The organism is Brevibacillus sedimenti (genome assembly GCF_020923495.1).
Lineage (GTDB): Bacteria > Bacillota > Bacilli > Brevibacillales > Brevibacillaceae > Brevibacillus > Brevibacillus aydinogluensis.
Map to the genome: position 1 here is coordinate 3,702,295 of NZ_CP064048.1, position 16,977 is coordinate 3,719,271.

22 protein-coding genes, 1 other RNA gene and 1 pseudogene are annotated in these 16,977 nt (G+C 57.9%); 8 read left to right on the forward strand and 16 right to left on the reverse strand.

All coding sequences use genetic code 11. The annotated features are described in order from the left end of the window. Positions 1–17: 17 nt before the first annotated feature. Genes rpoZ through IRT44_RS18130 form a run of 4 tightly spaced genes read right to left on the reverse strand, consistent with a single transcriptional unit; the run spans position 18 to position 2,035 of the window. Entirely contained in the window at positions 18–224 is a 207-nt protein-coding gene (gene rpoZ / locus IRT44_RS18115; protein ID WP_171564293.1) for a DNA-directed RNA polymerase subunit omega, read from the reverse strand. A 3-nt stretch (positions 225–227) separates the two neighbouring features. After that, on the reverse strand, positions 228–842 hold the full coding sequence (gene gmk, locus IRT44_RS18120) for a guanylate kinase (RefSeq protein WP_171564294.1): 615 nt from the start codon (positions 840–842) through the stop codon (positions 228–230). A 19-nt stretch (positions 843–861) separates the two neighbouring features. Next, positions 862–1,122, reverse strand: a complete 261-nt coding sequence (gene remA / locus IRT44_RS18125) for an extracellular matrix/biofilm regulator RemA (RefSeq protein ID WP_015891999.1) — start codon at positions 1,120–1,122, stop codon at positions 862–864. A gap of 25 nt (positions 1,123–1,147) precedes the next feature. Then, the gene (locus tag IRT44_RS18130; RefSeq protein WP_171564295.1) at positions 1,148–2,035 is read right to left on the reverse strand and encodes a YicC/YloC family endoribonuclease; all 888 of its coding nucleotides are present in this window, start codon (positions 2,033–2,035) and stop codon (positions 1,148–1,150) included. A 188-nt stretch (positions 2,036–2,223) separates the two neighbouring features. On the opposite strand from IRT44_RS18130, the gene IRT44_RS18135 reads away from it, so the two are divergent. Genes IRT44_RS18135 through IRT44_RS18145 form a run of 3 tightly spaced genes read left to right on the forward strand, consistent with a single transcriptional unit; the run spans position 2,224 to position 4,788 of the window. After that, on the forward strand, positions 2,224–3,963 hold the full coding sequence (locus tag IRT44_RS18135) for an Rqc2 family fibronectin-binding protein (RefSeq protein WP_230077141.1): 1,740 nt from the start codon (positions 2,224–2,226) through the stop codon (positions 3,961–3,963). A gap of 34 nt (positions 3,964–3,997) precedes the next feature. Continuing rightward, positions 3,998–4,342: a DUF2512 family protein gene (locus IRT44_RS18140; RefSeq protein WP_171564297.1), complete on the forward strand. Its 345-nt coding sequence runs from the start codon at positions 3,998–4,000 to the stop codon at positions 4,340–4,342. A 32-nt stretch (positions 4,343–4,374) separates the two neighbouring features. Beyond that, entirely contained in the window at positions 4,375–4,788 is a 414-nt protein-coding gene (locus IRT44_RS18145; protein WP_171564298.1) for a hypothetical protein, read from the forward strand. A gap of 112 nt (positions 4,789–4,900) precedes the next feature. Here the strand turns inward: IRT44_RS18145 and ssrS are convergent. Then, a non-coding RNA gene (gene ssrS, locus IRT44_RS18150) (6S RNA) lies at positions 4,901–5,095 on the reverse strand. Positions 5,096–5,312: 217 nt separating this feature from the next. Between ssrS and IRT44_RS18155 the strand changes: the two genes are divergently transcribed. Further along, complete coding sequence (locus IRT44_RS18155) at positions 5,313–5,720, forward strand: Gmad2 immunoglobulin-like domain-containing protein (RefSeq protein WP_212131872.1); 408 nt, start codon at positions 5,313–5,315, stop codon at positions 5,718–5,720. Positions 5,721–5,750: 30 nt separating this feature from the next. On the opposite strand, the gene IRT44_RS18160 is transcribed toward IRT44_RS18155, so the two are convergent. From IRT44_RS18160 to IRT44_RS18185, 6 genes and pseudogenes are all read right to left on the reverse strand, one after another. Beyond that, positions 5,751–6,521: an enoyl-CoA hydratase/isomerase family protein gene (locus IRT44_RS18160; protein WP_230077142.1), complete on the reverse strand. Its 771-nt coding sequence runs from the start codon at positions 6,519–6,521 to the stop codon at positions 5,751–5,753. Between the two features lie 18 nt (positions 6,522–6,539). Further along, positions 6,540–7,226: a CoA transferase gene (locus IRT44_RS18165; protein WP_326838930.1), complete on the reverse strand. Its 687-nt coding sequence runs from the start codon at positions 7,224–7,226 to the stop codon at positions 6,540–6,542. Between the two features lie 68 nt (positions 7,227–7,294). Then, a pseudogene (locus IRT44_RS18170) lies at positions 7,295–7,705 on the reverse strand (CoA transferase); the annotation flags it as partial. Positions 7,706–7,828: 123 nt separating this feature from the next. Further along, the gene (locus tag IRT44_RS18175) at positions 7,829–8,182 is read right to left on the reverse strand and encodes a DUF4870 domain-containing protein (RefSeq protein WP_171564302.1); all 354 of its coding nucleotides are present in this window, start codon (positions 8,180–8,182) and stop codon (positions 7,829–7,831) included. Between the two features lie 105 nt (positions 8,183–8,287). Then, positions 8,288–8,497 carry a hypothetical protein gene (locus IRT44_RS18180; RefSeq protein ID WP_212131869.1) on the reverse strand — a complete coding sequence of 70 codons (210 nt, stop codon included), beginning with the start codon at positions 8,495–8,497 and terminating at the stop codon, positions 8,288–8,290. 109 nt (positions 8,498–8,606) lie between these two features. Then, complete coding sequence (locus tag IRT44_RS18185; RefSeq protein WP_171564304.1) at positions 8,607–9,551, reverse strand: GntR family transcriptional regulator; 945 nt, start codon at positions 9,549–9,551, stop codon at positions 8,607–8,609. Between the two features lie 139 nt (positions 9,552–9,690). Here IRT44_RS18185 and IRT44_RS18190 point away from each other — a divergent pair, with 139 nt between their 5' ends. Next, on the forward strand, positions 9,691–9,861 hold the full coding sequence (locus IRT44_RS18190) for a YjzC family protein (RefSeq protein WP_171564507.1): 171 nt from the start codon (positions 9,691–9,693) through the stop codon (positions 9,859–9,861). 105 nt (positions 9,862–9,966) lie between these two features. Here IRT44_RS18190 and IRT44_RS18195 read toward each other — a convergent pair whose 3' ends face one another. After that, positions 9,967–10,200 carry a hypothetical protein gene (locus IRT44_RS18195; RefSeq protein WP_171564305.1) on the reverse strand — a complete coding sequence of 78 codons (234 nt, stop codon included), beginning with the start codon at positions 10,198–10,200 and terminating at the stop codon, positions 9,967–9,969. An 88-nt stretch (positions 10,201–10,288) separates the two neighbouring features. Between IRT44_RS18195 and IRT44_RS18200 the strand changes: the two genes are divergently transcribed. Next, positions 10,289–10,825: a DUF309 domain-containing protein gene (locus tag IRT44_RS18200; protein WP_230077144.1), complete on the forward strand. Its 537-nt coding sequence runs from the start codon at positions 10,289–10,291 to the stop codon at positions 10,823–10,825. A gap of 15 nt (positions 10,826–10,840) precedes the next feature. On the opposite strand, the gene IRT44_RS18205 is transcribed toward IRT44_RS18200, so the two are convergent. Continuing rightward, on the reverse strand, positions 10,841–11,527 hold the full coding sequence (locus tag IRT44_RS18205; RefSeq protein WP_230077145.1) for a CPBP family intramembrane glutamic endopeptidase: 687 nt from the start codon (positions 11,525–11,527) through the stop codon (positions 10,841–10,843). A gap of 170 nt (positions 11,528–11,697) precedes the next feature. On the opposite strand from IRT44_RS18205, the gene IRT44_RS18210 reads away from it, so the two are divergent. Both IRT44_RS18210 and IRT44_RS18215 read left to right on the forward strand, forming a co-directional pair. After that, positions 11,698–12,900 carry an MFS transporter gene (locus IRT44_RS18210; protein ID WP_171564308.1) on the forward strand — a complete coding sequence of 401 codons (1,203 nt, stop codon included), beginning with the start codon at positions 11,698–11,700 and terminating at the stop codon, positions 12,898–12,900. Between the two features lie 93 nt (positions 12,901–12,993). After that, entirely contained in the window at positions 12,994–13,473 is a 480-nt protein-coding gene (locus tag IRT44_RS18215; protein WP_212131867.1) for a CcdC family protein, read from the forward strand. Positions 13,474–13,612: 139 nt separating this feature from the next. Here IRT44_RS18215 and IRT44_RS18220 read toward each other — a convergent pair whose 3' ends face one another. From IRT44_RS18220 to IRT44_RS18230, 3 genes are all read right to left on the reverse strand, one after another. Next, the gene (locus IRT44_RS18220) at positions 13,613–14,944 is read right to left on the reverse strand and encodes an APC family permease (RefSeq protein ID WP_230077146.1); all 1,332 of its coding nucleotides are present in this window, start codon (positions 14,942–14,944) and stop codon (positions 13,613–13,615) included. Positions 14,945–15,065: 121 nt separating this feature from the next. Then, positions 15,066–15,869: a VOC family protein gene (locus IRT44_RS18225; RefSeq protein ID WP_230077147.1), complete on the reverse strand. Its 804-nt coding sequence runs from the start codon at positions 15,867–15,869 to the stop codon at positions 15,066–15,068. Between the two features lie 101 nt (positions 15,870–15,970). Further along, positions 15,971–16,960 (reverse strand): ornithine cyclodeaminase family protein, encoded by a 990-nt coding sequence (locus tag IRT44_RS18230; RefSeq protein ID WP_230077148.1) that lies wholly within the window; start codon positions 16,958–16,960, stop codon positions 15,971–15,973. Positions 16,961–16,977 lie beyond the last annotated feature (17 nt).

Consider the following 16,977-nt stretch of genomic DNA (forward strand, 5'->3'; position numbering starts at 1 on the left):
CTGTGACAAAGCCGCTTTTATTTGCGGACGTCGGTGTATTCGTAAATGACCTGGTCGGCGATCAGCTCTTCCAGCGCCAGGCCGACGAACTTTTTGGACTGCGGTTTTTCCACCTGTACGGGGCTGTTTTCGCGAAGCTGGCGAGCCCGTTTGGACGCGATGGTGACCAGGGTGTATTTGCTTTCCACTTTTTCGGTCAGTTTGTCAATCGATGGATACAGCATGGATTATGTAACCTCCTCAAGCCATTTGCGATACTTGTGAATTTGGCGTTCCTTTTTCAAGTGCTCGGCGGTGATGATCGACTGGATGCGTTCGCAAGCGCATTCGATCATGTCGTTGACCACCACGTAGTCGTACTGATCCATCAGTTCGATCTCCTGACGAGCCATCTCCATGCGGTGACGGATTGTCTCTTCCGTCTCCGTTCCCCGTCCGACGATCCGGTTTTCCAGTTCGGCCAGATCAGGTGGCGCGAGAAACAGGAAAACCCCCTGAGGAAATTTTTTCTTCACCTGCAGGGCACCCTGCACCTCGATTTCCAGAATCACGTCGCGCCCTTGTTCCAGCATATCCACCACAAACTGGCGCGGTGTACCGTAGTAATTGCCAACGTATTCCGCCCACTCCAGGAGTTCATCCTGCTCGATCATTCGGCGGAACTCTTCCTTTGATTTGAAAAAGTAGTTAACCCCTTCCACTTCTCCGGCCCGCGGCGCCCGCGTGGTGGCGGAAACGGAATAGACCAGATCCGGCATGCGCTCGCGAAGCGCTTTGCAGACCGTTCCCTTGCCGACGCCAGACGGCCCCGAAAGAACCAAAAGGAGACCGCGATCGTCCATCGTATGTCTTCACTCCTGCCTATTCGTCCGATTCGTCATCTTTTGTCGTCAGTCGCTGCGCCACGGTTTCCGGCTGGACCGCAGACAGAATGACATGATCGCTGTCCGTGATGATGACCGCCCGCGTGCGCCTTCCGTACGTCGCGTCCACCAGCATGTTGCGATCGCGCGCTTCCTGGATGATCCGCTTGATCGGCGCTGATTCGGGACTGACGATGGATATGATGCGGTTGGCGTTGACGATGTTGCCAAACCCGATATTGATCAGTTTGATTGCCATGACGGCCCCGTCCATCCTTTCATCGCTACTCGATGTTCTGAACCTGCTCTCTCATTTTTTCCAGTTCCGTCTTGATCTCGACGGCCAATCGCTGGATGGGCAGATGATTGGCCTTGGAAGCAATCGTGTTTGCTTCCCGGTTCATCTCCTGCAGCAGAAAGTCCAGCTTGCGCCCGACCGCTTCTTCCCTGCCCAACAGTTCCGCAAACTGAGAGCAGTGGCTCGTCAGACGGGTCACCTCTTCACTGATGTCGGAACGCTCGGCCAAAAAGGCCGCTTCCTGTGCAAGGCGCTGCGCGTCCAGTTCAAACGGAGCAGTTTCGGCCCATTCGGCCATGCGCTGATGCAGACGGCTGCGGTATTCGTCGACGACCAGCGGCGCCATTTGTCCGATTTCCTCTGTCCAGACGGAAATCCGGGCAAGTCGCTGTTCCAGATCCGCCTGAAGCTTCAGCCCTTCCTTTCGCTTCATGGACAGCAGGTCTTCCGCCGCTTCCCGACACGCCGCAAGCAGCCACTCGGACGCCTGCTCGGCGTCTGCTTCCGCCGCGTCCCGGGTTTGCACCACACCGGGCAGGAGCAGCAAGTCTTTGGCGGTTAACGGTGTATGTAGCGAAAAGCGTTCGTTCATCTCCTGCGCCGCCGACACATAGTGCTCTGCAACGGCCCAGTCAATGGCAATTCCCTGCCCCGTCAGGCCGCCTGCGTCCACGGTGACGGCCACATCGACGCGGCCGCGCCGGACGAATTGGCCCACAAGCTTGCGCACCGGCTCCTCAAGCATGCCCCAGGTCTTGGGCAAGCGAACAAGGATTTCGCAGAAACGATGGTTCACCGCGCGAATCTCCACAGTGAGCTGCAGCGAACCGTACATCCCTACACTTCGGCCGTACCCGGTCATGCTTCGGACCATGGTTCTCACTTCCATAGACGTAAAATCGTTAATTTATTATAGGAGACAACTCTCTGCAGTGTCAACCAACGCCGCAGGGACAAGTCGATTCCGCCGTGGTGCGCTTTGTGATACACTGTCACTGACACTTTTTAGACAGACGAATCGTGGATACGTGCAGGATTGCTGCACACGTGAGGTGAGCACTTGTGGCATTTGACGGAATCGTGACCCGTGCGGTCGTGCGGGAATTGCAAAAACTGGCGGGCGGACGGATCGCCAAAATCCATCAGCCCCATCACAGCGATATTGTCATGCAGATTCGGGCACAGGGGGAGACGGTGAAGCTGCTGCTTTCCGCCAACCCCACCTATCCCCGGCTGCATGTGACGACTGAGGAGTTTACCAATCCGCAGGAAGCCCCGATGTTTTGCATGCTGCTGCGCAAGCACTGCGAAGGCGGCCTGATCGAGGCAATCGAACAGGTGGACATGGAGCGGATCGTGCACATTGATATCCGCACCCGCGACGAACTGGGCGACACGGCGCGGCGGCGGATTGTCATGGAAATCATGGGCAAGCACAGCAACATCATCCTGCTTGACCCATCCAGCAACACCATCCTGGACAGCGCCGTGCACGTGACCCCGGCGATCAGCCAATACCGGCAGGTTCTGCCCGGCCGTCCCTACGTCTCCCCGCCCAGCCAGGAGAAGCGGGACCCGCTAGCCGTGACAGAACAGGCGTTCATCACGGCGATCAACTGGAATGGCGGTCGCTTGGACCGGCAGTTGGTGGACGCTTTCACCGGGATCAGTCCCTTGTTGGCCAAAGAGATTGTCCACCGAGCGGGCCTGCCGACGCGGGAAGCGATGTGGCACGCCTTTGCATCCGTGATGGAAGCGGGCAGACAGCACCGGTATGCGCCGATGATCGCGGAAAGCCGGGAGAAAACACAGTTTCACGTGGTGGAACTGACCCATCTGACGGACGCCGCCACAACTTCCTTTTCCACTGCAAGCGAATGCCTGCAGGCGTATTACGCCGTCAAGGCACAGCGGGACACGGTCAAGCAAAAAGTGCACGACCTGATCCGCTTCGTCACCAGCGAACGGAACAAAAACGAGAAGAAAATCGAAAAGCTGGAGCAGACCTTGGCCGAAGCGAAAGACGCGGAGATTTTCCGGCTGTACGGTGAACTGATCACCGCCCACATGCACCAGCTCAAACGGGGCGATACCGTCCTGGAGGCGGTCAACTGGTACGACGAAGCGGGCAGCACCGTGACCATTCCGCTCGACCCGTTGAAGACGCCATCCGAAAATTTGCAGGCCTACTACAAGCGCTACAACAAGGCGAAAAACAGCCTGCAGATCGTGGAAGAACAAATCCGGCAGGCGCGCGAAGAGATCGTCTATCTGGACGGCCTGCTCGTCCAGTTGGAGCACGCCTCCCTGCAGGAAGCGGAAGAAATCCGTGAAGAACTGGCGGAACAAGGGTATGTGCGCAGCCGGCAGAAACGGACAAACAAAAAGAAAAAGGACGTCCGTCCCGAACTGGACGCCTACACGTCGAGCGACGGCACGGAGATTCTCGTGGGCAAGAACAACAAGCAAAACGACTACCTTACCAACAAGCTGGCCGCGCCTTACGACACGTGGCTGCACACCAAGGATATCCCCGGTTCCCACGTCGTCATCCGCTCCCGCCAGGTCTCGGAACAAACCCTGCGGGAAGCGGCCGTCCTCGCCGCGTATTACAGCAAGGCGCAACACGGCAACCAGGTGCCGGTCGACTACACGCTGGTCAAATACGTAAAAAAGCCGAGCGGAGCCAAGCCCGGTTTCGTCATCTACGAACAGCAGCGGACGCTGTACGTCACTCCCGATGAAGCGCTGGTTCGCCGGCTGAAGGCGAACAACCGCACGGCGCATAGCGAGACTAGGTAGGTTCATACTAAGAGCATGAAAGGAGGGTTCGTGCTTGAACATCCTGCTCAAGCTCTTGGTAAACGGCATCATCGCAGTGCCGGGGCTGCTGTGGTCGGGAACGTCGCTTTCGTTTGCGCTGGTTACCAGCGCAGTCGTCAGCCTGGTGGCCTACGGGCTGGGCGATGCCTTCATTCTGCCACGGACCAACAATACGTTTGCCAGCACGGCAGATTTCGGGATGGTATTTGCCCTGTTCTGGCTGGCCGCGTCTGTGTTTGCGCAGCCTTTTCGCCTGTCCGGCCTGTTTTTGACGGCCTTTGCCATTTCCATTGCCGAATACTTTTATCATGACTATTTGCAGCGGCATGGGGTCCATCACACCAAGCACCCCGGCTGACACCCTACCATTACATGCAAAGGAGGATCGGGATGGACGTCATCGGCATCATCCAGACAGATTTGAACGAGTTTAACGTTCTGTTTGTACCGGATCAAAACAGCGGCGAAAACAAGGAACAACAGGATCAGCGTAATCAGCGTGGCCAGGAGAGCCAATCCAGTCAGGACAACGATAACGACTCCCTGTTTCTCGATTTCCTGGGTGACCAGACTGCTGAACAGGATCAGCAGGGGCAATCCGGAAATCAGCAGAGCGGTCCGCAGGAAATGACCGTCCGGATCAAGGGCATTCCGGAGGGGCAAAAAGCAAACTTTTTGCAGATGTATCAGATTCTTCACGACGCCAAGCACACCCGTGATCTGGAACAGTCACTGACCATCGTCAGCCGGGGAGACCAACAGCAGAATCAGAAGGAGACAGGCATCTCCGGCGTACGGCACTGAGTCCGATCGCCACAGGACCGGCAGATCGCGCAAAAAAACCTGGAACGATAACGTCCCAGGTTTTTTCGTGGTCGAATCTTCTATGTCCAGCTTGTCTTTTTATTTTTAAAAAAAAACCCCCGCTCTGCCGTCCGGCCTCATGTTTCTGTAACCTGCTCTCACACAGGTGGGTGACCCGTCCGCGTTTCTGCCTTCCCATGCGTCCCAGGCCGGGAGGTGGGCCTGACATACGGCGCGAAGTTCTGTCTCCCTAGAAACACTCATAAGGTTAGAAACATTTATGGCCTCACGTACATCGCAGGATCTTTACACTTCTTACTCTACCACAGATGGCTTCCGTTCTCAATGGATATTCTCTCACCTGCAGCATATTTTCCGCTAGACTTGGTTGCGCTGTTCACACGTTCTTGCGGTTGTGTAGCCGGGACCAAAAGATTTCTTGACAAGCTCCGGCTTCAACCGGATAGGAACGGGACAAACAGGCCATGCTACAAAAAAATTTACCCGTTTGGAGGCAACCCGCAATGAAAAAGAACGTGTTTTGTGCGTGGGTGATCGTCTGCTGGCTGGTATGCGTCTCAGCGCTGCCCCCGGCTGCCGGTGCCGCCGGCATTCCGCCAGCGTCAAAGAGCCAACAGGGGTACGGCAACGAAGCGTTCCGCAATGTCACGGTCAGCAAGACCGACACCAGCCAATACGTCGTCAAGGGACAAGCCCGCGTCCTGGAAGGCAATGTCCGCTACGTGGTCACGGACGGGGCTACCACCCTGATCAACAGTTTCGTCTCCGCCAGCCGCGGCGGCCTGTCATGGGGCTCGTATGAACTCAACCTGAACCTGCCCGGCAGCAAGCAGCCGCTTACCTTGATATTGTTTGAAGAAATTGCGCACACGGGTGCCCGTCGGCACGAACTGAAAATTCCGCTTCCCTGACGAAAAAAACACCGTGGCATCGGCGTTATTTCACATGCGCTTCCGTTTGGCCTGTACCAGCGATTCAAAGGCGGGATGCATGATCAACTTGGGCTGCTGCTCTTTCTCCCAGGCCAGCGACTGCTCCAGATTCTTCTCCAGGCAAGCGGTCAAGCCCGCTTTGGTGACGGCCAGCGCATGACGCGGCAATCGGCGAAGGGCATTGATCAACTGCTGCGCCTCCTGTTCGATTTCAGCCGCATCCACGGCTTTGTAGATCAAGCCGATACGCTCCGCTTCGCTGCCGGAGATTTTTTCACCGAGCAGGGCCAAACGCTTGGCCTGAGCCATGCCAACCAGGCGCGGCAGCAGATAGGTGCCGCCGAAATCCGTGGTCAGGCCGATTTGGACAAACGGCTCTTGCAGCACCGCGTCCCGGGCTGCAATGACGAAGTCGGCGTGAAGCGCCAGATTGAGGCCCGCCCCTACGGCTGCTCCTTCGATCAGGGCGATTACCGGCTTGGGCATGTGATGCAGCTGCGTCAAAAACGCATTGATCACCGTCAGCGACTCGTCCGCCTGGGCGGGGTCACGCAGTGCTGCCAGTATGCTCAAGTCGGCCCCCGAGCAGAAGTTGCCACCGGCGCCGCGCAGAAGCACCACTTCGACAGCCGGTTCAGCGGCAGCCCGGGCGATCGCCTCCTGTAGCAGTGAAAACATCTCCAGCGTCATCGCATTCAGTACCCGCGGCCGATTGAGCGTAATTGTCCAGATGCCCTCCCGCAGGTCAGTTAGGATCGGCATGTCTTGTCCGTGTTCCATCAGTGTCTGCTCCTTTCTTTACAGCATACACTGCGGGATGACGCCTTCCTGTTCCAAGCGGGTCAATTCGTCATCCGTCAGGTTCAGCTTGGTTTTCAGCACGTCACGGGTGTCTTCCCCGCAGCGCGGAGGAGGCGTCATGCCGTCCAGCGGGCGGGATCGTTCCACGCGCACCTGCAGCGTCTCTCCATCGGTTCCGTACGGCAGGGTAAAGGCGACTTCCCGGCTGGCGACATACGCGCTGCCGCTCCAGGTGTCCATCTCTTCCACCGCGGTCAGGCAGCAGTCCACTTCACTCCCCAGTTCGCTCCACTCTGCCTGCGTCCGTGATAAAAACAGGGCTTTCATTTCCTCGTAAACGTCCGGGTGGTCAGCGATCAACGCGCCGTGCAGGGTCTCCCAGTCTTCCCGTCCAACCGCCCGGCAGAAGTTGTGCCAGAACTTCTCCTCCAGCGCCGCCAGCGTGACGTACTTGCCATCCGCGCTCTCGTACACCTGGTATGCCAGCATGCCCTTCAGAAATTGGCCCATCGCTTTCGCCTGCCCGTCATGGGCGAGCAGGGCATGCAGTCCCATCCAGGAGGAGAGCACGTCCACTGCAGCGACGTCGAGGTAAGCGCCCTGCCCGTGTCGACATTGCCGAACCAGTGCTGCACAAATTTGCTCGGCTGCGTACAGGCCCACAGCGTAATCGGCGATTGGCACTTCCGGGGGACCGGCCTGCCTTCGCTGTCGCGAATCGCTGACAGCAGCCCGCTGATCGCCTGGTAGTTGAGGTCGTGGCCGCCCAACTGGTGCATGTCCCCCGTCTGGCCGTATCCGGTAACCGAGCAATACACCAGCGAAGGATGGACAGCAGACAGGCTGTCGTAGTCCAGACCGAGGTGGCGCATCACGCCCGGACGGAAGCTCTCCACCACCACGTCAGCACGGCTGGCCAGGTCGAACGCCAAGGCCCTGCCCGCTTCGGTATGCAAATTCAGCGCGACGCTCCGCTTGTTGCGATTGGAGCTTAAAAACAACGCACCCGTCTCTTTGACCCGCGGCCCCAGCGAGCGGCCGGGATCTCCCCCGGGATGGGCTTCCACCTTGATCACTTCTGCCCCCAGGTCGGCCAGCCTCATTGTGCAATACGGCCCGGGGAGATGGCGTGAAAAATCGACGACCGTGATCCCTGTCAACATGCGGTTGCCACCCCTTTCCACCCTTGTCCATGTTTTGGTATTTCGTGATGGGCGGGCCGCATTCCTTCATTGTCAGAAAAATGCCAACACAAATACAGCCGTTCAAATATCGAACGGCTGTTGTCAGGTGATAAAGCGCAGTGTGAGCGGATAGCGATAGGGTATGCCGTCATTGGCTCTGATCGCCGCCATGATGACGACCACCACCCAAAAGACGAACAGGGCGAACAAGAGCAGGACGCCAACAAACAGAAAAATCAGCAGCGTACTGATCGCCCCGTAGATCGTGACACTGATGCCAAAGTTGAGTGCCTCTTTCCCTTGGCTGTCGACAAACGCTCCCTCTTCCCGCTTGAGCAGCCAGACAATCAGCGGCCCCAGCACGTTCCCCAGCGGAATGACAAATCCGGCAAAGGCAGAGAGATGCGCAGCGACCGCCCACATCCGCTCCTGTTTGCCGGGCCGTTCCTGATTCATGCATAGCACCCCCTTGTTTGTTCCTTCACTTTCAAATGTACGGCAGACCTTCCGAAAACTTGCGGAGAGAAAAAAGCGCCTCTTAAGGAGGCGCTTTTTTCGTGTTTAGTAGGGGCTGTCAGGGCTGTCATACCAGTGACGCATGGACGAGGAACCGTACGAGTCGCATCCTTTTCCGTAGCGCTCTTTCCGATAGTGATAGCAATCGTACTTGTAGACCGGTTTGTAGTAGCATTTTTTCTTGTAGTACTTCTTCTTACAGCATTTTTTGTAGTGGCATTTGTGCCCGTGAGACTTATGGCATCCGCAGCTCATGAGCTCACCCCCTCAGAGTTGGTACAGTTACATGCTATGTCATAGGGGTGGCATTGGCATGGTACACTTGTCTAAACTGTACAGAAATAAACGGATAACCATGCGGGCATTACTGCGTGACAATCTTCCGCAGTTCGTTGATTCCGTGATGATCGGGGATTTCCTGAAACTCTTTTACCTTGGGCAAGGTTAACAGATGGGGCCGAGTCATGTAACCCGGTTTGGAGATGTAGACCACGTCGCAGTTGGCAATCAGCTCAAACACGTCAGGGTGGTTGGCCTCGATTGTCCGCAGGTCCAGATGCGTGATTCCGGCGTTGTACAAGTCGTCGATCATGCCTTCCGCTCCCCGGATGGTGGCGCAGATCAGGCCCACCTTGGTGTGGCGGGGGTACGCTTCCAGGGCGGGAATGACGATGGTCGGGTCGGGGATGAAATCCAGGCTGACCACCGGAGGCGCTTCCCGCGGGAGCGCCTGCTTTATTTTGAGGGTAACGCTGGGATGGGTGACAATTGCCTTGTACTGCTGCAAAAAGCCGGCGTCCTCTTCCAGCCGCTCCCAAAACTCGTCAAACGTGCGACCTTCCACCATCGCGCTCGGCAGGTGATACTGCACCAGCCGCAGATACTCGGCCAGCTCCAGTTCCGTAAAGCGGAGAAACAGCACGGGGGACTGATTGATCTCCTGCATGACAGCGGACAAGACGCGCGTAAACTCGTCCATCGAATATCCCATTGCCTTTACCTTGTGCAGCGTTTCCTTGGCCAATAGCGCCAGGTGGGCGGGGTTGCGGGTCAACAGGGGGTCGTTTACCACGCTGCTGACGATCGTTCCCCGTCCCTGCCGGGAGTCGACCAATCCCTCCTGCTGCAAGCGCAGGTAGACACTGCGCACCGTGTTGTAGTTCACCTTGAGATGGGCAGCCAATTGCCGTACAGTCGGAAGCTGTGATTGCGGCGGAAGTTCCCCGCTGCGGATGAAGGCGGCAATTTGCTGATACAGTTGTTCGTGGTACGAGATGTTGGAATCTTTTTGCAGAGACAGACGATGCACGATACAACCCCCCGGATCTGTGGTGCTCCTATCGTAAATCAATTCTGAATCTATCGTCAATAGCGGCACAAGGGTTGAGCCAGTCCCTTGGGGAGATACTAAACGGGACACAACATGAGAAGAAAGCGGGGTGACCCAGATGGGCGAGCGCAGCCGTTTTCGTGAAGGCGACAAGTCTCCGAAAAACGCGGTCTACATGGAAATCGGGGAAACCGGCGCCAGCGTGCAGAACCCGATGATCATCGAGCTGGGCAAAGGGGACAAGTTTCCCCCGACCCGCAACAAGAACCGCGTCTGGACGCAAAAGTAACCGCTATCCACGGACAAAGGGAACATGCGGCTCCGCAATGGGCGGAGCCAGTCATTCCCTTTTGCCCGGGCAAAAACCACCCCCGCGAGCAGGGACGGTCGCGTGTTACTCGTCTTCGTCCTCGGCGTCCTCTTCATCGCCTTTCAGGTAGATGATCGTAACCCCCAGGCTTTCCAGGAGCTGCAGCACTTCCCGGTTCAGCTCCTCGTCCCGCAGCAGCCCCAGGCTCTCCACCAGTTCCAGCTCTTCCAGATCGCCCGATTCGGCATCCTCAATCAATTCGATTACTTCCGTCATATCTCTTTCCTGCAGAATGGAGAGAATTTCCTCTTTGGTCATCTTCTAACCTGCACCTCGTTTTCTGCTTGCGTTTTCCTTTATAATAGTACATGGTTGAATCGGAAAACAAAAGAGCGAGGAGCTTGTCATGTACCCGCACCCCTATCTGGAATACCTGGTCCAGTTCCACGCCGAACGGGACTACTTCGAATGTCACGAAATTTTGGAAGAGTACTGGAAAAGTGAGGCCGGACAGCGCAGCCCCGTCTGGGTCGGGCTGATTCAGATCGCCGTCGGGCTGTACCACCACCGCAGAGGGAATCAGGCCGGCGCCGTCAAAATGATGAACAGCGCCCTGCGCATCCTGGAGCAGCAGCAGGAAGCAATCGGCCGTCTCGGTCTGGAACCCGCCACCCTGCTTCACCTTCTCCACGACGTCGTCACCGAGATGGAGGCGGGCGCTCCGTACCGCAGCATCTCACTGCCGATTGCTGATCCAAACTTGCGCCTGCGCGTGCAGCAGATGTGTGCGGAACGGGGATTGCCATGTGATCGGCCAAGCGACATGGGCAACCGGTATCTGCTGCACAAGCACACCTTGCGCGACCGCAGCGCCGTCATCGCCGAGCGGGCCCGCCAGCTCTCGCTTCGGGACCGGCACAAACAAAACGGGCAATCGCGCTGAATCCCGCCGTCACATTCAGCCCATGTACACCCAGAAGACCAATGCGAGAATGATGCCCAAATCGGCCAGCATGTGGCTGAACCACGTGGCGTACACGGCGGGAAACACACCCTTGAGCCACCCCCAGAATACGCCGATGGCCAGCGCCATGAGTGTAATCCACACACCCCACCGCCAGCCGAACAGAACGGTGGCCACCAGCAGATGATACAGGCAAAAAAAGAAGCTGCTGAGCAGTACAGCAGCGAAGCGGGACATGGCAGCCAGCAGCCGCTCCAGGACGAACCCGCGCCAAAACAGCTCTTCCAACAGCGAATTGACGGCTGTCATGTACAGCGAAAACCACCAGAGCGCCTGCCAGGTGAGTCCCCATCGTTCCAGCACGGCGCGGATCTCTTCCGGCTGCACCCCGGAGGCGAAAAGCAGCCGGATCCCGGCGAGAATTCCCGTCAACATGAACGCTCCCGCAGCTAGCCCCCAGACCGCCCCCTGCTTGTCAAAGGGGTGCCACGCACGCCGCCAACTGTCGGGCAATCCCCCTTCCCACCATCCGTGCAGCAGGGGAATGCCGAGGCAGACCAGCAGGTGAAATGAGACGAACGTGACAGCCAGACTCTCCCTTTCCACCAATCCGTAATAAACAGCCAACGTTGCGATAAAGCCGTAGGCGATCAACAGCAATAGCGAGCGTTTCCGCTTCATAAAAATTCTCCTTGCTCCCCAATCCAATCTGATGCCCTTAGCTTCCCCCCAGTGCCGGCAAGCCATACCCAACTGAAACCAACAGAGTCATATACAAACCAGTGGGCAGGTGGTATACTGTTTGAATCGGATTGATAAAATGATTTTGATTAAAACGGAGAGTGGCTGCCATGTTGTGGCGAAATCGTACGTTTCTCCTGTTAATGATCGGGGAAGTGATCACCGGATCGGGGCTGTGGATTTCCATAATCGCCAATCTGCAGTTCATGCAGCATCTGATCCCGTCTGACGCGCTCAAAGGGCTGATCCTGATGAGCGGCCTGGTGGTAAGCATCCTGCTGGCACCCAAGGCAGGCGTCGTCATCGACCGCTCCGACAAGCGTCGGATCATGCTGGTGTCCAGCCTGGTTCGCTGTCTGAGTCCCATCTGCATGTTTCCTGCCATCGCGCACGACTCGCTCGGGTGGATGGTCGTTTCCCTGATCATCATGCAGGCGTCCGCCGCCTTTTACTTCCCTACCCTGCAGGCATCGCTGCCCGCGATCCTGCCGTCGTCGGAACTGCTCAAGGCGAACAGCGTCTATCTGAACATTTCCACGCTGTCCCGCATCGGCGGAACCGCGATCGGCGGTGTCCTCGTCGCCTCGATGGATCTTCGGATGCTCTACGCGCTGTCCGTTGTTGCCTACATCATCGTGACGCTGTTGACCTTGCTGCTGCGAATTCCGCCAATCGCCTCCCACAAACAGCAGGAGAAGGTGGAGTTTCGTGAAGTGCTGACGATCACCAAAAAGGATCCGGTCCTGCTCGTCGGGCTGGTGAACATGGGGTTGATCACGCTGTTCCTCGGCGGCATCAACTTGCTGGTGCTTAACTTCAGCGAAATCCAGCAGGCGCCCGAAATGATGGGCTGGATCTACGGGGTGGAGGGGACCGGCATTCTGGTGGGCGGACTGCTGGCCAAGCGCTGGATCGGCGGACGCAACCTGATCGTCGTATCCGCTGCCCTCTTGTTTTCGTTTGCCCTGGCCCAATACGGAATGTCATTCGCGGAAAACCGGATCATGGTGCTGGCCTCGTTTGCACTGTTCGGCATGACCGTCGCCTTTTTCTTCCCGGTCACCACGACTGTGTTTCAGCGACGGCTGGAGGAACATCAGCAGGGGCGTTTCTTCTCTTTCCGCAACATGCTGGATCGCGGCGTTTTCCTGATCGCCCTGGGTACGACCGGCGTCTGCCTCGACCTTATGGGAATCTCCGGCTACATGCTGGTGATCGCCACCGCCACCCTGCTGACGGGCGTGGTCACGCTGTCCTACAGCATCAAAAACAAGCTGGACGTCCGAGAGACAGATAAACCGGCGGCGGCGTAGGGCTTCTTTAAGAAAAGACAGCGAATCGCTTTCCCCTTTTTCTGCAAAAAGGTGTACACTAGAGATATCATGGGCCAAGGAGGGACTACTTTCATGCAGATTTTATCGTCCACAGCCCTGGGCATGCTGCTGCCACTGCTTATGGCGACAGTGGTGATCGTCCTGCGCATGCGCGGGTCCAGAAAGCCGGTGTCCGTGCGGCGCATCATCCTGCCGCCCCTGTTCATGTCTACCGGTTTTGCGATGTTTCACTTTCCGGAAACGGCCACGCCGCTCATCTATGACGTGATCGCCTTTTTCACCGGGATGATCTTTTCCATCCCGTTGATCCTCACATCCCGCTTCGAAATCGTCGGCCAGGACGTCTATCTGAAACGGTCCCGAGCCTTTTTCGGCATCCTCGTCGTCCTGGTGATAATCCGCTTTGCCATGAAACTGTGGGTAAACGATTCGCTGACGATCATGCAAACAGCGGGACTGTTCTTCGTCCTCGCCTACGGCATGATCGTTCCGTGGCGACTGGCGATGCTGTACATGTACCGCCAATTGGTCAAAAAGACAGTGAGAACCTGACAACGATGAGCAGAACCTCTGACGCCGAGGTCACTGCTCTTTTTTTGCCCTCGTTTTCCCAAGAAAAAACCCTCCAATCGGTCGATTCCAACCGTTTGGAGGGAAGGAGCGCTTTCGGTTTGTCAGGCTGATGGTTGGCTCATCGGCTCGCATCGGCGGACTTCATTTTTCGCTGCCCGCGCCAGAAAAACGGAAGACCCAAGAGCGTAATGGCAATGGCCGCCAGCGTATTCACCGGATTGGTGAGCAGCGTGCTCGCAAGGATATAGAGCGAACCGGCGATGGCGAACAGCGGCACGATCGGATAGAGCGGCACGCTGTAAGCGCGTGTCTGTCCCCCTTGACGTCTGCGCAGGATGAACAGGGCGACGAAGGCCAAAATGTAAAACAGGTAGACGGAGAAAATGGCCAGCTCGGACAAGTGGTCGGGATTGCTCACCACCATCATGATCACAGCGATCAGTGCTTGTGAGAAAATGGCGGCTACCGGTGTGCCGTAGGCGGTATGGATGCGGGAGAGCCAGCGGGAGCCAGGAAGCTGGCCGCGCTCTGCCATGGCGAACGGCACACGGGGAAACGCCAGGATTTTGCCGTTGAGGCAGCCAAAGATGGAGACGAGAATCCCGACGCTGATCAGCCTGCCGCCCCATTCGCCAAACAAGTGCGACGCTGCTGCACCTGCGGCGTTTTCCCCCAAGCGCACAATCTCGGATGCAGGCATCAGATGGAGCAGAGCCGCATTGACCGACAGATACGCCAGTGTCACCACGAGCAGACCGCCGATGATGGCACGCGGCAGCACTTTGGCGGGGTTCTTCATCTCTCCGGCCATGAAGCCGACCAACATCCAGCCGTCGTAGGCCCACAGCGTAGCCAACACGGCCGCCCCAAAGCTGATCTCGGCGGCCACGCCGCTGTCGGCCCCCCAAATCTGTCCGTTTCCTTTCCACATACCAAACACGGCGATCAGCGCGATTGGCACCAGCTTGCCGAAGGTGGCTGCCGTTTGGACGAAGCCCCCGTACCGGGTTCCCAGGCTGTTGACCACGGTCAGCAGGAGCACCGTACCGACCGCGATCGGCAGTTTCCATGCACCGTCCCAGCCAAACAGGTGGACGAGCAACGAACCAAAATACAAGCCAAGTGCGCCGATTACCGCCGGGCCGTAGATGACTGACTGCACCCATCCAGCGAGAAAGCCCCACACCTTTCCGTACACTTCTTCCAGATAGACGTACAGCCCCCCTGTCTTGGGGATTTGCGTGCCCACCTCGGCGATGGTCAACCCGCTCGCCAGCGTGATCAGTCCTCCCACGATCCACGCCCACAGTGCCAGCGTGGAGTCACCGGCGTATTCAATCACCTTGCCCGGCTTCATGAATATGCCCGAGCCGATGACAGTCCCGATCACCAACGATGTAGCCAACGTTAACCCCACTTCTTTTTGCAGCGTACGTTGCTGTACCTCCACGTTGTTCCCCCTATCTGACCGACAAATTACTTAACAATCTACACACATAATAACATGAACGTACGTGATTTCTTGTTTTTTCAATTTTACTAAAAAAAGAAAAAGAGCCGCTTGGGCTCTTTCACCACTCATACCATCCGCCGTACAGTTCGTGGCGCATCGCTTGGCCTCGACCGGCAAAGCGGACCACAAACGGCATCTCTCCGCGGGTCAGCAGCGCGTCACGGGCCAATCCCTCCCCCAACGGCTGGCACAGCACGACACCCCCGCCGAAAAACGGCAAAGTCCGGCAGCGGGCGTTCAGCGCTTCATCGACAAATGCGTCCGCGGCCTGCAGGCCAAACCACCGCTGCCAGCGTTCCGCCGCTTCGTCCGCGTCGTGCGCCGCCACGCAGACGCTCGTGAGGGCATGCGCTCCATTGGGATGCGAAGCTATCACACCACGGCGGGTGAGATCGTCCCGCCGCTCGTCGTCGCTCTGTTCCCACTGGATCAAAAACGGCATACGCCCCCTCTCCTCCGGCGGCTCCGCAAACAACATCTGCCAGCGGATCACCGTGCCGTCGTCCCGCATCCTGCTGCCCGGTAGCGGACCGATTACGTTCATCCCGCGCTCGTGAAAATACTCCGCCCAACGTGTAATTTCGCGCGTCCGCAGGGCAATTTGCCCCATGCCCTCGCCCACTGCCGCGTCCTTCACCAACTGCCGGACCAGGGGATTGTCAGACCGCTCAGCCACCTGCGGGTACTCCACAGCGAGAAATTCCACATAGGCAAGATCGAAGTAGATGAGGCTGTTGCAAGTCCCCCAGGCCTCGTGCCGGCCGCCCGCCAGCGCGTGAAATCCTTTGGTTTGCATGTGCTCCCCCGCCTCGACGGGTGGGCGGCGAAGAAAGTGTACCAGATGATCAAACGCAAGTTCCATGTACTCCCGCCTTTCCGATATCGTTTCCGCACATCCAGCAGCGTGGATCTGCGCGCGCAGCGTGCTGCCCGGACGCACACCTCCGTGCCGGCAGATTGCTCCTACAGCGTCACGGTCGTACCTGCTCCCAGCCGCTTCGCCTTTTCGTAGACGGCGCAAGCCACCATCGTATCCAGGAAGGCAATCCCCACCGATTTGTACAGGGTGATTTCCTCGTCTGTCTCCCGCCCCGGTTTTTGGCCGGTGATCAGTTCACCGATTTCGCCATACAGCCGGTCGATCGACCACTCCCCCTGCTGAATCGGCTTGATCAGATCGCCCGCTTCGTGCAGGGCCCCTTCCTTGGTGTCCACCACCACTTTCCTGCAGCGGTTCAACGTAACCGCGTCAAATTCCTGCATGTGCGGCTGATAGGCGCCGATCGCGTTGATGTGGGTACCGGGGCGCAGGATGCTGCCGTCAAACAGCGGCTCGGTCGCCTTGGTGCTCAACACCACGATATCGGCGGCAGACACGGCTTCGTCAGCGTCGTCGACACATGTGATGCTTCCCTTCCACTCCGGGTAGAGCGAGTATATCCGGTCGGCGAGCTGCTCCGCGCGCGCTCGCGTCCGGTTGTACAGCCAAAACCGCTCGATCGGGCGCACCGCCATGATCGCCTGCACCTGCCCCAGCGCCTGGGCACCGCACCCCAGCACAGCACAGCTTCGGGCATCCGGGCGCGCCAGCAGCCTGGTCGCCACACCGCTGCTCGCGCCGGTACGCAGAACAGTCAGCCAGGTGGCATCCATCAGCGCCACATGCCGTCCGCTTTTTGCTTCCGTCAGCAGCGTGACCCCCTGCAGGGACGGCAGCCCTTTTTCCACATTTTGCGGAAAGATGCTGACCACTTTCACCGCCGTGTATTCGATCTCCTCCACGAACGACGGCATGTACAGCGTCACCGCTCCCCGCTTTTCGTGGGCGATCGCGGTACGAACCGGTGTGACCGTGCCGCCCGCCGCCTCGTGCCGAAACGCCATTTCCACGTCCCGCAGGCATTCTTCCATCGTGTACAGCTCGCGTATCTCTTCCTGGGACAGTACCAGCATGACCATTCCTCCATTTT

Coding starts and splice junctions, on each gene's coding strand:
- rpoZ (WP_171564293.1), bottom strand. CDS start 224: ATGCTGTATCCATCGATTGACAAACTGACCGAAAAAGTGGAAAGCAAA.
- gmk (WP_171564294.1), bottom strand. CDS start 842: ATGGACGATCGCGGTCTCCTTTTGGTTCTTTCGGGGCCGTCTGGCGTC.
- remA (WP_015891999.1), bottom strand. CDS start 1,122: ATGGCAATCAAACTGATCAATATCGGGTTTGGCAACATCGTCAACGCC.
- IRT44_RS18130 (WP_171564295.1), bottom strand. CDS start 2,035: ATGGTCCGAAGCATGACCGGGTACGGCCGAAGTGTAGGGATGTACGGT.
- IRT44_RS18145 (WP_171564298.1), top strand. CDS start 4,375: ATGGACGTCATCGGCATCATCCAGACAGATTTGAACGAGTTTAACGTT.
- IRT44_RS18155 (WP_212131872.1), top strand. CDS start 5,313: ATGAAAAAGAACGTGTTTTGTGCGTGGGTGATCGTCTGCTGGCTGGTA.
- IRT44_RS18160 (WP_230077142.1), bottom strand. CDS start 6,521: ATGGAACACGGACAAGACATGCCGATCCTAACTGACCTGCGGGAGGGC.
- IRT44_RS18175 (WP_171564302.1), bottom strand. CDS start 8,182: ATGAATCAGGAACGGCCCGGCAAACAGGAGCGGATGTGGGCGGTCGCT.
- IRT44_RS18180 (WP_212131869.1), bottom strand. CDS start 8,497: ATGAGCTGCGGATGCCATAAGTCTCACGGGCACAAATGCCACTACAAA.
- IRT44_RS18190 (WP_171564507.1), top strand. CDS start 9,691: ATGGGCGAGCGCAGCCGTTTTCGTGAAGGCGACAAGTCTCCGAAAAAC.
- IRT44_RS18195 (WP_171564305.1), bottom strand. CDS start 10,200: ATGACCAAAGAGGAAATTCTCTCCATTCTGCAGGAAAGAGATATGACG.
- IRT44_RS18200 (WP_230077144.1), top strand. CDS start 10,289: ATGTACCCGCACCCCTATCTGGAATACCTGGTCCAGTTCCACGCCGAA.
- IRT44_RS18205 (WP_230077145.1), bottom strand. CDS start 11,527: ATGAAGCGGAAACGCTCGCTATTGCTGTTGATCGCCTACGGCTTTATC.
- IRT44_RS18210 (WP_171564308.1), top strand. CDS start 11,698: ATGTTGTGGCGAAATCGTACGTTTCTCCTGTTAATGATCGGGGAAGTG.
- IRT44_RS18215 (WP_212131867.1), top strand. CDS start 12,994: ATGCAGATTTTATCGTCCACAGCCCTGGGCATGCTGCTGCCACTGCTT.
- IRT44_RS18225 (WP_230077147.1), bottom strand. CDS start 15,869: ATGGAACTTGCGTTTGATCATCTGGTACACTTTCTTCGCCGCCCACCC.
- IRT44_RS18230 (WP_230077148.1), bottom strand. CDS start 16,960: ATGCTGGTACTGTCCCAGGAAGAGATACGCGAGCTGTACACGATGGAA.